The sequence below is a fragment of the Polynucleobacter sp. genome (assembly GCF_040400325.1).
Lineage (GTDB): Bacteria > Pseudomonadota > Gammaproteobacteria > Burkholderiales > Burkholderiaceae > Polynucleobacter.
This window is the reverse complement of sequence record NZ_JBBAQK010000009.1, coordinates 90,858-103,179: the sequence shown is the minus strand read 5'-3', so window position 1 is coordinate 103,179 and position 12,322 is coordinate 90,858. Positions and strand designations below refer to the sequence as shown.

The following is a 12,322-nucleotide window of genomic DNA, read 5'->3' as shown; positions in this document are numbered from 1 at the left end:
CTTGGTAGAGAAAACGGTATTGATGCCATCAAAGAATACTTACAAGTAAAAACAGTATGGATTAACAATGGGGCAGTAAGTGGCAACCCCTTTGTGATGAGATGATGAAAGGGTAGTTTTAAGCCTTAGGGTCCTTATTAATAATTATTCGATCTTAGGATAATCCATTAGATAAAAAGCCCCTTTTAGGGGCTTTTTCTTCTCCACAAAATCGTTCTAACTATTCCTAATTAATCCTAAGCTACTTGCGCTCAAGGTATTTTCATTGATTTTATTACTATACTTGTGAACTTCAGTACTCCTGTAGTATAGTAAAGTTACTGGGAGAGTAAATGAAGCAACAAATAGCAAAAACACAAATAGCCCTTGAATACATAGGGAAGGGGATGACTGCTGCCCAAGCAGCTCGAAAACTAGAGATATCGGAATCTGGTGTGTATGCGGCATTAAGAAAAACCAAGGCTAAAGATCTTGGTTGTTGTCCAACATGTGGATATAAATTAAGGAAATAAGATGAAAAAAACTTTATTGGCCATTGCTTGTATTTCTGTAGCGGCATTGGCTTATGCCAATAACGTATCTGACTCCGCAGAGCTCGTTACCCAGCAATGTAAGATCTCAGCTGAAGCAGTGGGGACCTTGAAGCACTTACGATATGGCAATACCGCCATTCGAAAAGATGTTGGAATGTTGATTCATCAGAGTCTTAAAACAGCCGAAAACAGAGAAATTGCCAATAAGACCCTAAACCTGATGGTCGATGACAAGCTGAGTGATGTCCGAAGTCTAGAGGGTAAGTATTGTTCTTGAGCTTATTCAGTGCTGATGGTCAAATTAGTCATTCGGTTTGTATCAATTAAACTCTAGTAGCAATAATTGACAATGCTATATCAGTGATTCCTATTGAAAGAGTAAATGAGTAGTGATTATTTAAAAACAGTAGCGTATGTAACAGTATGAAGTTACTGATTTCTCTGTATTTCTTTATATTAGCCATTATTCAGGCTGGACTACTGCTTGGTGTCTTCTTTTACTATCGCGCAAAACTGACAGTACGTCCTGGACAATTTTGGATACCCTCCTTATTTTTTAGTGTACTAGCACTGACCACCTTTGGCATCGGCATCCTCTGGGTTGAAGATGTGATGAATCCCCAATTTAACTTTACCGTCTCCAATACCCTTTTTTATATCGCTGCAGCTTTACAGGCCTTATTCTTTTCATCTCTGAATAGGGTAGTTTCTAAAAAAGAATTTATTGCTTTTGGTATTTCGGCGCTCATATTTTTTGGTACTTTTGAAGCCATGAGGGTAGCCGGAACTTATGAGAGTCGAACGATATTTCTAGCATCAATAATGTCACTTCTTTTTCTGTGGCAAATTATTCAGCTAAAAATTAAGAGAAAACGCAATCCATCCATTGCGCTTCGCCTATTACAGTATTTAAGTTTTATTGAAATGGCGCTGAACCTTTATCGCATCTTCTTTTTATTTTCATCTTCAACAGTCATCAGCATGGTTTCTGAAATTCCTCAGATATTGATCTTAATCACTGTAGGAATTTTGTTAATTAATACCCTTTCATATATTTTTACTATTGCATATTGGGCTGAACGTATTTCAATCGATAACTATCAAAAGAGGGTTGAAAATACGGAAATTAAATCTCTTTTGGATGAGCGGGAGCTATTAATAGCATCTTTGCTAAAAGCGAATAAAACATCAGTCACTGGTGCATTGTCTGCCTCCATTGCGCATGAGTTAAATCAACCGCTAGCTGCTACTAGTTTAAATATTCAGTATTTGCAGAAGAAATTAGCTGATGGTGATTTAAGCACCGCAACGCAAGTAGAAATTTTAAATACCTTGATGGTTGACAATCAGCGATCTGCAAGCATTATTCGCTCTTTGAAGGGAATTTTTTCAGATAAGAAGGTTGGTGTAGAAAGATTTATCTTCCCCAATCTGATGGAATCCATCGCTAGCATCCTTAAGCCTGAACTTACGGCCCAAAAAATTCAACTGAAACTCAGTTTAGATCCTGAATTTAGAATTCAAGGGAATCGTGACGAGTTGCAGCAGGTCATGTTGAATTTGGTGGGTAATGCGATTCAGGCGCTAAACACCAATAATCAATCTCCAAAGATTATTTCCATTAAAGGGCGGTACATTTCCGAGGGTACTGAAATCTCTGTCACTGATAATGGAATGGGTGTGCCCCTATCATCTCAAGCGCATCTTTTTGATTTGCTTACTGGCAGTAAATCAAAGGGGATGGGTTTAGGGCTTTGGCTTTGTAAACATATTATTACGCGTCATGGTGGTAAGATTTTTTATCAGGATGCAGAAAATGGTGGAGCGCAATTTGTGATACGGCTCTCCTTAAAATCTCCTCTTTAGCCAAGCTCTTTAAGGAGTAAAAGCTCCGCCAGCCTCAAGGGCACTAATAGCCTCAGTTGTGATCCCTAGCTCTGCCAATATCTCACTATTATGTTCACCCAATAAAGGGGGGTGTCTGCGCACCTGTTGAGGGGTGCCATTCATTTTTACGGCAAATCCAATATTGGGGACTTTGCCTTCAATGGGGTGATCGATTTCCATCCGCATTTTGCGATGTTGCCCATGATCACTATCAAATGCCTGAGGATAAGTGTTTATCGGCCCTGCAGGAATACCTGCAGCTAACAACAGATCTACCCATGCTTCACTGGTTTTTTGAATAAAGGTTTTTTCTAATTCAGCAGCTAACTCTAAGCGATTGGCTAGGCGCAATGGATTTGTTATAAAGCGCGCATCCTCAAATAAATCTGGACGATTAATTTTTTCGCACAGGAGCTTCCATAGTTTTTGATTGGTTGCCCCCATCACAAAATATCCGTCAGCAGATTTCATAGCTTGGTAGGGTGCACTCATATGATTTGCAGTACCAAGCTTATAGGGTTCAACGCCAGTACCCCAGTATTGAGCGGTATCCCAAATTGAAAACGCTAATGCAGAGTCAAATAAGGAGGCGTCGATGAATTGACCTTCGCCGGATTTTGTTTTACCGATATAAGCAGACAAGATGCCGTATACCGCAAATAGGGCACAACCAATATCAGCTACTGGAACCCCCGCTTTTACAGGTGGGCCATCAGGGTAGCCAGTCACGCTCATGATGCCTGACATCGCTTGTGCCATTAAATCAAAGCCTGGACGATCTGCCCAAGGTCCAGTTTGACCAAAGCCGGAGATGCTGGCATATACCAAGCCAGGGTTGATGACTTGAAGAGTAGGGTAGTCAATACCCAGTTTTTTCATGACACCAGGTCGATAGTTCTCAACCAAAATATCCGCAGTTTTGACTAATTCAAAAAACACTTTTTTACCGGCGTCAGTTTTTAGGTTCAAGGTAATACTGCGTTTATTGCGGTTCATATTCAGAAAGCCCATGCTATCTGAACCTTTCATCTTGAAACCCATCGCCCCTCGGGTTTGATCTCCTGTACCAGGAGGCTCTACCTTAATAACATCTGCTCCTAGATCGGCTAGGAGCATGCAGCAATATGGCCCTGCCATGACCTGACTGACATCCAATACCCTCACTCCAGCAAGAGGTAATGGTGGTTTTATCTGATTTATAGGTGTTTTCATCATTGTCTCAATGGTTTATATATGTTTAGAATGGTCTTCGAATAGTATCAAACACAATGAAAAAAATTGGAGACTCTATGTTGCTGATTGCGCCGAAGTCCACGGCTCGTATTCTTCTAGCGCTGATGATCAGCGCTTTTCCTTTACTCTCATTTGCACAGACAAACTATCCTACTAAGCCTATTCGTTTAATTGTTGGCTTTGCTCCTGGTGGTGGAACTGATATTGTGGCGCGTGCAATCGCCCCTAAAATGAGTGAGATTTTGGGACAAACTATTGTGATTGAGAATAGGTCAGGCGCCGCAGGAACTATCGGAGCTGATTTAGTCGCTAAATCAAACCCTGATGGATATACCCTTTTAATGGGGCACTCTAATTCCAATGCCATATCGCCTTTTGTTCTCACAAATGTTCCTTATAACCCAGCTACCGATTTCACACCCATTACCTATTTGGGATATGTGCCTAATGTTTTGGTTGTCAAATCATCATTGCCAGTGAACACCGTAGCGCAACTGATTTCTTTGGCTAAATCCAATCCAGGGCAAATGACATACGGTTCATCTGGTATTGGTAGTACGCAACATTTAGCAGGCGCACTATTTTCAAAGATTGCTGGTATTACGATGAATCACGTTCCCTATAAAGGAAGCGGTCAAGCGATTATCGATTTACTCGGTGGTCAAATTACGATGAACTTTGATACCTTGCCACCAAATTTGCAGCAAATTAGGCAAGGTAATTTAAAGGCTTTAGCGATCTCTACACCAAAACGTTTAAGCCTACTGCCCAATGTGCCCACATTTAATGAAGTAGGTATTGTCGGTTTTGATGTTACCAATTGGTATTCCGTGATGGGGCCAAAGAGCATGGACCCTGCAGTAGTCAATAAAATTGACCAAGCAGTTAAAGGTGCAATGAATGATCCTGAGATTAAGAAAACGCTTGATTCACAAGGGTTACAGCCAGAAGGGCCTACAACTCCAGCAGCATTTAGTCTCTTTTTGGCAGGTGAGCTTACTAAATATCAACGCTTGGTGAAAAGTTTAAATATCAAACCTGAGTGAGCCATCATTCATGAGCTCTCAAGAGCATCAGGATAAGCTTGCGCAAGTAGTCTTGGAGGTGCGCGGCAATATTGCCTACATGACCTTTGATCATGTAGTTGCCCGCAACGCTATGACGGTGGGTATGTATCAGAGCCTTCAGACCCTATGCATGGATATTGCGAAGAATCCAGAAATTCGGGTTCTGGTTCTGCGTGGCGCTGGAGGAAAGTCTTTTGTAGCCGGTAGTGATATTGCTCAGTTCGCAGATTTTCAAAGCGGACAAGACGGAATTCACTACGAAGAGAGAATCGATCAATACCTGGCTCCCTTAGCAATGCTGCCCATTCCAACCATTGCGGTGATTGAGGGCATGGCTGTAGGTGGTGGTTTGGCAATCGCCACCTGCTGTGATTTTCGCATTGCTACCCCAGATGCACGCTTTGGAGTTCCGATTGCTAAAACGCTGGGAAATTGTTTATCGGCTAGTAATTTAGCGTGGTTAGTCAGTCATTTAGGTGTTCCGATCGTCAAGCGCATGCTGCTATTGGCAGAAATGATTTCTGCGCCAGAGCTATTGAAGCAAGGATATTTATTCAATATATGTGAAGCGAAAGATCTCGATCAAGAAGTTCATGCATTGGCTGAGCGCCTTAGATCTTTAGCCCCAATCACACAAAAATCCTCAAAGCTCATGCTGGCAAGACAAATTGCTAATCAAGCAACTGATTGTCAGGATTTAATTAGTGAGACCTATGCGAGTGCTGACTTTAAGCATGGCGTCGCATCTTTTTTGAGTGGAGTTGCTCCAAGATGGACCGGAAAGTAAGTTAATCTAAAAATAGTTCTTGAAGATTATTCAGATACCTTAATCCCTGAGGGGTTCCTTTTAGAACTGTGGGATCGGGATCAAGTAGACCCTTTTTGCTCGCCTCATCCAATCCTTTGCTAATCGTATTTAGCGGAAGTCCTGTACGCTCAGTGAAGGTATTAGTAGCTACACCATCCGTTAGCCTCAAGGTGTTGAGCATGAATTCAAAAGGAAGATCAGCCGCAGGAATATCTTTAGACTCTATCAACGCATTGCCTTTTTGTTCGATGGCCTGCATATAGGTTTCTGGATGGCGTTCACGAACCTGACGAGTAATTTTGTCAGGAAAAGAAATTTTTCCATGAGCACCAGCGCCAATACCAATGTAATCACCAAAGCGCCAGTAATTTAAATTATGTTTGCACTCCATACCTGGCTTGGCATACGCAGATATCTCATAACGCTTCAATCCCGCTTTAGTCAGCAGGTCTAGGCTTTGCTCAAAAATAGCATCCACGACATCTTCGCTAGGCAGCTTAGGTGGGAAGTTAGCAAAGTAAGTATTCGGTTCAAGTGTAAGGTTATAAAAAGATAGGTGGGGCGTCTTAAAGGCTAAAGCCGTTTCCACATCCCGTTTGGCATCATCCAAGGTCTGCATGGGTAGGCCATACATTAAGTCTAAATTGACTGATTTGAAATGTTGTAAAGCGATTTCAATAGCACGCTTTGCTTCTGCTCCATTATGAATGCGTCCTAGGGCTTTGAGCTGTGGATCTTGAAAACTTTGAATCCCTAAAGAAACCCGAGTAATGCCAGCTTTAGTAAAACCAGCAAACTTTTCTGTTTCTACTGAACCAGGATTGGCTTCCATCGTGATTTCAGCATCGGGTTCTAGATGGATACGCGCGCGTATGGCAGACAGCAAACTATCCATCCCCTGGGCAGAGAGTAGGCTAGGCGTACCACCACCAATGAAGATGCTGTGAACTTGTCGGCCCCAAATACGAGGAAGCTCAGTCTCTAGATCTGCTATCAATGCATTGATATAGCGCTCTTCATCAAACCCAGATGTAAGGCTTGCACCTTCTTTAATTTGATGCGAATTAAAGTCGCAATAAGGACATTTTTTTTCACACCAAGGAAAGTGAATATACAAAGACAATGGCGGAAGTGCAGTGAGCACAATTTTGTTGGCATTGCTGCTAATCGCCATCACTTGGCTCGATCTTGTAATTGAAAAATTAATTCTCGTAATGCTTTGCCGCGATGACTCAGAAGATTCTTTTGCTCAGGAGTGAGTTGGGCTGCAGTCATTTGAAGATCAGGTAAGAAAAAATGAGGGTCATAACCAAAACCATGAGAACCGACAGTTTCATCTAAAAACAAACCATGCCAACGTGTCTGCATAATCAATGGTTCAGGATCATTCGCGTATTGCACCATCACTAGAGCGCAAACATAATGCGCCGCTCGATCTTCAATGCCATGCAGAACGGCAATTAATTTTTGATTGTTGGCAGCATCATTAGCAGATTCACCTGCATAGCGTGCTGAGAAAACACCTGGCTGACCGCCTAAGGCTTTGACGCAGATGCCTGAATCATCAGCAAGTGCCGGCATACCACTAGCAGCGCTTGCATGACGTGCTTTGGTTAAAGCATTTTCCACAAAAGTATGATGTGGTTCTTCGCTCGCAGGAATCCCTAAATCTCCTTGAGGAATGACCTCAAAATGAAGGGGCGCTAATAGCTCTTGAAATTCTCGCAGTTTGCCGACGTTATTAGAGGCTAAGACTAGTTTTTGCATGCTTTACTGATTATTTTAAGGACTGGATTTGCATTTGGGTTAACTCGCCAATTCCTTGTTCTGCTAGATCCAAAAGAGCATCTAGTTCAGCTCTAGAGAAGCTTGCTCCCTCAGCGGTACCTTGTACTTCAATCATGCCGCCTTGACCTGTCATCACTACATTCATATCAGTATCGCAAGAGGAGTCTTCGGGGTAATCCAAGTCCAGCACAGGAATTCCTTGAAAAATACCAACCGAGATTGCCGCAACACTATCGATGATGGGATCTTTGGTCAGTGCGCCGCTGTTGAGTAATTGGTTTACTGCATCACGTGCAGCAACATAGGCACCAGTAATGGAGGCAGTACGTGTACCGCCATCAGCCTGCAAAACATCACAATCTAAGTGAATCGTGCGCTCACCTAAAATTTTGAGATCAAAGACGCTGCGCATGGCACGCCCAATGAGGCGTTGAATTTCTTGGGTACGTCCAGATTGTTTGCCGCGTGCCGCTTCACGATCACTGCGAGTATGGGTAGAGCGGGGTAGCATGCCGTACTCTGCTGTAACCCATCCTTCACCAGATCCTTTTTTATGGGGAGGCACCTTTTCCAAGATGCTGGCCGTACACAGCACCTTGGTGTCACCAAAGGCAATCAGTACAGAGCCTTCAGCATGCTTAGTAAATGCTCTGGAAATGCTGACAGGGCGTAATTGCTTAGGAAGACGTCCGCTAGGGCGGCTCATATTGGCTGGATTTGTGGCGCTCATGAAATTTGGTCCTATGGGTTAGCTATCAATCTACAATGTTCCTATGATATCGAGCATGACTGGTTATGGCAGCGCTTCCCGCCAAGTCTCCCTAGGAGGTGGTGTGGTTGCTGATCTGCAGGTGGAGTGTCGGGCTGTTAATAGCCGCTTTCTGGATTTAGGCTTTCGTCTTCCGGACGAGTGCCGTGGGGCTGAACCTGCCCTTAGAGAAATGGCGACTCAAGAGTTGTCTCGCGGAAAAGTGGAGTTTAGAGCTGCTTGGCGGGTTAACGCAGGAGCTGCTTCTAGTAGTAAAGCGAACTCACATGTTTTGGGGGCACTTAATAAAGAGCGTCTCGATGCTTTATATACCCTTCAAGAAAAAGCACAGGAAGCTTTTCCGAAGGCAACTGAGATGACGATCTCCGATATCTTGCGCTGGCCTGGAGTCGTTTCAGAACCGCGTGGCGAGGAAGATGGTTGGATTGCTGCCACAGTCGAGGCTGGACGTGCCGCTCTAACTTCATTAATAGAGAGTCGCCGCGCTGAAGGTAAATCCTTGGTTGGCGTGCTCACCAACATCACAGGCAAGATGCGCGATATTGTGGCTGTCATCGAACCTAAAGTACCTCTTTACGTGACGCAGTATCAAGAGAAATTAACAGAGCGCTTGTCTGAAGCCTTAGCCGCTCAAGAGCAATCTAAGGGTGGCCCAGAACTGATGGATCGGATACGACAAGAGGTAGTGCTCTATGCCGTCAGAATCGATGTAGCAGAAGAGTTTGCCAGACTAAAAACCCATTTGGACGCAGTAGATAAAGCCTTGATAGGTAAAGGCCCTGTAGGTAAACGCCTGGATTTTCTGATGCAAGAACTCAATCGCGAAGCCAATACACTGAGCTCTAAGTCAGTATCTGAAGAATGTACTCAAGCTGCATTAGAGCTTAAGCTTTTCATTGAACAAATGCGTGAACAAGTCCAAAACTTAGAGTAATCCTTACAATCACTTTATGACTAGTCCGATTTTGTCTCCCTCCTATCAAGGCAGTATGTTGATGATTGTGGCCCCTTCAGGTGCTGGTAAATCATCGTTGGTTAATGCTTTGCTGCAAGATGACGCTGGTTTGAAATTATCCCTTTCAACAACTACTCGTGCACCTCGCTCAGGAGAAGTCGATGGAAAAGATTATCGCTTTGTCACAAAAGAAGATTTTATACGTGAGCGTGATGCAGGACAGTTTTTAGAGTGGGCAGAAGTGCATGGCCATTTTTATGGCACCTCTCGCCCCTGGATTGAGTCACAGATGATAGCGGGTAGCGACGTCATGCTAGAGATAGACTGGCAGGGAGCTCAGCAGATACGTAAGATCATTCCGTCAACACAGTGGATCTTCATTTTCCCGCCATCAATCGAGGCCCTAGAGGAGCGTTTACGTAAACGGGGTCAGGATGATGAAGCTACTATTGAACGCCGCTTAGCTGCTGCTCATATTGAGCTTGGACATGCCCATGAGGCCGACTTTATTGTGGTCAATGACTCCTTTGAGCAGGCCTTGGCTGACTTAAAGTACATTTTGGCTGCTAGCAGGCTTCGATCTGGACCCAGCATGGCCCGAAACCCAGCGCTTTTGAAGCGCCTTGGGGTGTAATCAGTTATCCTATAGGTATTGAAGCTAAATTAAGTGAGTCCAGCATGGCACGTATTACTGTAGAAGATTGCCTTAAAACCATCCCAAATCGTTTTGAACTAGTCTTGGCGGCAACTTATCGCGCTCGCCAATTGGTTCAAGGTCACTCGCCACGTGTTGAGTCCAGAGATAAAGCCACTGTAGTTGCTTTACGTGAAGTGGCTGCTGGTGTGACTGACCGTGACATGTTGACCAAAGTACCTTTGTAAAAAAGGAGTTCCGGTGTGGAGCTCCCTTTAGGTTCACCAAAATCATCGGAATATTCTGGAGGGGTCTCACCCAATGAGGCCTCTGGTTTAGCAGGGCAAGCAGATCTTTTAGTTGCTGAACCACAAGCGAATAAAAAATCTATCTTAGCCACTTTGTTGGCACACTCTAGTCGTCATTTATTTGGGCCCACCTCTGCTCCCAAGTCGCCGCTAAAACATCAAGTTGTATCGATCGAAGGTTTATTAGCAAAACTAGGCTATCTCAAGCCAGTTGAAATAACGCTCATTAAAAAAGCATTTCAGTTTTCTGATGCTGCACACCTAGGTCAGTATCGACATAGTGGCGAACCTTACATTACCCATCCTGTAGCAGTTGCAGAACTTTGCGCCACTTGGCGCTTAGATGCGCCTTCAATCATGGCGGCCTTATTACATGATGTGATTGAAGATACCGGCTCCTCCAAAGCAGATCTAGTAGAAAAGTTCGGCAATAAAGTAGCAGAGCTAGTTGAAGGTCTTACTAAGCTTGATAAATTAGAGTTTCAGAGTCATGCAGAAGCCCAGGCAGAGAGCTTTCGTAAGATGTTTATGGCGATGGCTAGGGATGTCCGCGTCATCCTAGTGAAGCTGGCTGACCGTACCCATAATATGCGTACCTTAGATGCGGTACCGATGGAGAAGCGTCGCCGAGTAGCCGCCGAAACCATTGAGATTTATGCACCGATTGCTCACCGCTTAGGTTTAAATATTATCTATCGCGATTTACAAGATCTCAGCTTTCGCTTTGCTATGCCGATGCGGTTTAGAGTCATTGAGGGGGCAGTCAAGCGGGCACGTGGCAATCGTAAAGAAATGGTTGAAAAGATTTTGCAAGCCACCGGGATGGCATTTGCAAAAGCAAATTTAGAAGTAGATCTTAGGGGCCGTGAAAAAACCATCTTTAGCATCTATAGCAAGATGCGAACTAAGCACTTAAGCTTTTCACAAGTCTTAGATGTCTATGCTTTTAGGGTAACCGTACATAGTATTGATGAGTGCTACCGCGCCCTGGGCTTATTGCATTCCTTGTACAAGCCGATGCCTGGAAAATTTAAGGATTACATAGCCATTCCCAAGCTTAATGGTTATCAATCACTACACACCACTCTCTTAGGGCCATCCGGTGTTCCTGTTGAGTTTCAAATTCGTACAACAGAAATGCATGCTGTAGCAGAGGCTGGAGTCGCAGCCCATTGGGCTTATAAGGACGGCTCGCCTGATATGAGCGAAGTTCAAAATCGTGCTCATCAGTGGCTGCAGTCTTTGATTGATATTCAGGACAGTAGCGGTGATTCACAAGAGTTCTTAGAACATGTGAAGATTGACCTTTTCCCAGACGCAGTCTATGTCTTTACTCCTAAAGGCCAAATTCGTGCTTTGCCGCGTGGCGCTACTGCACTTGATTTTGCATACTCTATTCATAGTGACTTAGGTAATACCTGTGTTGCTGTCAAGATTAATGGATTGCAGTTGCCTTTGAGAAGTGAATTGAAGAATGGCGACATTATTGAAGTAATCAATTCAGCCAATTCACAGCCTAATCCAGGTTGGCTAGCATTTGTGAGGACGGGCAAGGCACGTGCTTCCATTCGGCATTCCTTGAAAACAAAACATTATGCAGAGTCCTTACAGTTGGGCGAGAGATTGCTAGCGAGTGCATTACGTCAGCAAGGGGTTGATGGGGCATTAATTACCCCAGAAATTTGGGAAAAACTCATGCATTGGACGGGCGATAAAAATCGCGAAGAGGCTTGCGTCAATATTGCATTAGGACGACGGTCTCCCCAAGAGCTTGCTATCCGCTTAAAGATTCTGATTGATGATGAAGGAGGATCTGAGCAGATGCGTCTTGGCGCTGCAGATTGGGTCGCGCCGTCCCAAGAGATCCATCACCACCAAAGGCAAGCTATTTTAGTTGATGGGCGCGAAGGTAATTCGATTAGTTTTCAAACTTGCTGTCATCCCATTCCCGGTGATAGCATCATCGGTTATCTCGGTAAGGGTGAGGGCCTGCAAGTTCACACGAATGAATGCCCAATCGCATTGCGCATGCATTCAAAAGATAGCGATAAGTGGGTTGAGGTTGAGTGGGGTAAAGAGCTCAATCGTGAGTTTGAAGTTGATCTTGCAATAGATACACTGCAGGGCAAAGGTGTTCTCGCTCGTGTCGCTAGTAGCGTTACCGCTGCTGATTCCAATATTATGAATGTTTCAATGGAAGACCGTTATAAAGAAGACTCAGTCACTATACGGTTTACGATTCAAGTGTATGACCGACTCCATTTATCCAAAGTGATGCGAAGCCTGCGGACTAACCCAGACGTGATGAGAGTGATTCGGACTCGGGCAATTTAGGCGCAT

Annotated in this window: 13 protein-coding genes; 9 read left to right on the top strand and 4 right to left on the bottom strand. The window is 44.1% G+C overall.

The features are described 5' to 3' along the window. The first annotated feature begins 332 nt into the window (after positions 1–332). The 3 genes from ABWP14_RS08370 (at position 333) to ABWP14_RS08360 (ending at position 2,399) form a co-directional block, all read left to right on the top strand. Entirely contained in the window at positions 333–512 is a 180-nt protein-coding gene (locus tag ABWP14_RS08370) for a hypothetical protein (protein ID WP_353202514.1), read from the top strand. Between the two features lies 1 nt (position 513). Beyond that, positions 514–810, top strand: a complete 297-nt coding sequence (locus ABWP14_RS08365) for a hypothetical protein (protein WP_353202513.1) — start codon at positions 514–516, stop codon at positions 808–810. Positions 811–956: 146 nt separating this feature from the next. Further along, positions 957–2,399 (top strand): sensor histidine kinase, encoded by a 1,443-nt coding sequence (locus tag ABWP14_RS08360; protein ID WP_353202512.1) that lies wholly within the window; start codon positions 957–959, stop codon positions 2,397–2,399. Positions 2,400–2,408: 9 nt separating this feature from the next. Here ABWP14_RS08360 and ABWP14_RS08355 read toward each other — a convergent pair whose 3' ends face one another. Continuing rightward, positions 2,409–3,635: a CaiB/BaiF CoA transferase family protein gene (locus ABWP14_RS08355; RefSeq protein WP_353202511.1), complete on the bottom strand. Its 1,227-nt coding sequence runs from the start codon at positions 3,633–3,635 to the stop codon at positions 2,409–2,411. A 53-nt stretch (positions 3,636–3,688) separates the two neighbouring features. Between ABWP14_RS08355 and ABWP14_RS08350 the strand changes: the two genes are divergently transcribed. After that, positions 3,689–4,699: a Bug family tripartite tricarboxylate transporter substrate binding protein gene (locus ABWP14_RS08350; protein ID WP_353202510.1), complete on the top strand. Its 1,011-nt coding sequence runs from the start codon at positions 3,689–3,691 to the stop codon at positions 4,697–4,699. Positions 4,700–4,709: 10 nt separating this feature from the next. Continuing rightward, complete coding sequence (locus ABWP14_RS08345) at positions 4,710–5,507, top strand: enoyl-CoA hydratase/isomerase family protein (RefSeq protein WP_353202509.1); 798 nt, start codon at positions 4,710–4,712, stop codon at positions 5,505–5,507. Between the two features lies 1 nt (position 5,508). On the opposite strand, the gene hemW is transcribed toward ABWP14_RS08345, so the two are convergent. The 3 genes from hemW to rph are packed head-to-tail and all read right to left on the bottom strand — an operon-like array spanning position 5,509 to position 8,046. Continuing rightward, entirely contained in the window at positions 5,509–6,735 is a 1,227-nt protein-coding gene (gene hemW / locus ABWP14_RS08340; protein WP_502930161.1) for a radical SAM family heme chaperone HemW, read from the bottom strand. After that, entirely contained in the window at positions 6,702–7,295 is a 594-nt protein-coding gene (gene rdgB, locus ABWP14_RS08335) for an RdgB/HAM1 family non-canonical purine NTP pyrophosphatase (RefSeq protein ID WP_353202507.1), read from the bottom strand. Before rdgB ends, hemW begins: the two co-directional genes overlap by 34 nt. A gap of 10 nt (positions 7,296–7,305) precedes the next feature. Further along, complete coding sequence (rph, locus tag ABWP14_RS08330) at positions 7,306–8,046, bottom strand: ribonuclease PH (RefSeq protein WP_353202506.1); 741 nt, start codon at positions 8,044–8,046, stop codon at positions 7,306–7,308. A 43-nt stretch (positions 8,047–8,089) separates the two neighbouring features. Between rph and ABWP14_RS08325 the strand changes: the two genes are divergently transcribed. The 4 genes from ABWP14_RS08325 to ABWP14_RS08310 are packed head-to-tail and all read left to right on the top strand — an operon-like array spanning position 8,090 to position 12,316. Continuing rightward, positions 8,090–9,019 carry a YicC/YloC family endoribonuclease gene (locus tag ABWP14_RS08325; protein WP_353202505.1) on the top strand — a complete coding sequence of 310 codons (930 nt, stop codon included), beginning with the start codon at positions 8,090–8,092 and terminating at the stop codon, positions 9,017–9,019. A 16-nt stretch (positions 9,020–9,035) separates the two neighbouring features. Continuing rightward, a complete protein-coding gene (gene gmk, locus ABWP14_RS08320; protein WP_353202504.1) occupies positions 9,036–9,674 on the top strand; it encodes a guanylate kinase in 639 nt (212 codons plus the stop codon). Between the two features lie 44 nt (positions 9,675–9,718). Further along, on the top strand, positions 9,719–9,922 hold the full coding sequence (rpoZ, locus tag ABWP14_RS08315) for a DNA-directed RNA polymerase subunit omega (protein WP_011902918.1): 204 nt from the start codon (positions 9,719–9,721) through the stop codon (positions 9,920–9,922). Positions 9,923–9,937: 15 nt separating this feature from the next. Continuing rightward, positions 9,938–12,316, top strand: a complete 2,379-nt coding sequence (locus ABWP14_RS08310) for a RelA/SpoT family protein (protein ID WP_502930160.1) — start codon at positions 9,938–9,940, stop codon at positions 12,314–12,316. The last annotated feature ends 6 nt before the right edge of the window (positions 12,317–12,322 follow it).

What these genes read in the sequence shown, in the direction of transcription:
- ABWP14_RS08365 (WP_353202513.1), top strand. Translation starts at nt 514, where the DNA reads ATGAAAAAAACTTTATTGGCCATTGCTTGTATTTCTGTAGCGGCATTG.
- rph (WP_353202506.1), bottom strand. Translation starts at nt 8,046, where the DNA reads ATGAGCGCCACAAATCCAGCCAATATGAGCCGCCCTAGCGGACGTCTT.
- ABWP14_RS08350 (WP_353202510.1), top strand. Translation starts at nt 3,689, where the DNA reads ATGAAAAAAATTGGAGACTCTATGTTGCTGATTGCGCCGAAGTCCACG.
- gmk (WP_353202504.1), top strand. Translation starts at nt 9,036, where the DNA reads ATGACTAGTCCGATTTTGTCTCCCTCCTATCAAGGCAGTATGTTGATG.
- rdgB (WP_353202507.1), bottom strand. Translation starts at nt 7,295, where the DNA reads ATGCAAAAACTAGTCTTAGCCTCTAATAACGTCGGCAAACTGCGAGAA.
- ABWP14_RS08355 (WP_353202511.1), bottom strand. Translation starts at nt 3,635, where the DNA reads ATGATGAAAACACCTATAAATCAGATAAAACCACCATTACCTCTTGCT.
- ABWP14_RS08360 (WP_353202512.1), top strand. Translation starts at nt 957, where the DNA reads ATGAAGTTACTGATTTCTCTGTATTTCTTTATATTAGCCATTATTCAG.
- ABWP14_RS08345 (WP_353202509.1), top strand. Translation starts at nt 4,710, where the DNA reads ATGAGCTCTCAAGAGCATCAGGATAAGCTTGCGCAAGTAGTCTTGGAG.
- ABWP14_RS08370 (WP_353202514.1), top strand. Translation starts at nt 333, where the DNA reads ATGAAGCAACAAATAGCAAAAACACAAATAGCCCTTGAATACATAGGG.
- ABWP14_RS08325 (WP_353202505.1), top strand. Translation starts at nt 8,090, where the DNA reads ATGATATCGAGCATGACTGGTTATGGCAGCGCTTCCCGCCAAGTCTCC.
- rpoZ (WP_011902918.1), top strand. Translation starts at nt 9,719, where the DNA reads ATGGCACGTATTACTGTAGAAGATTGCCTTAAAACCATCCCAAATCGT.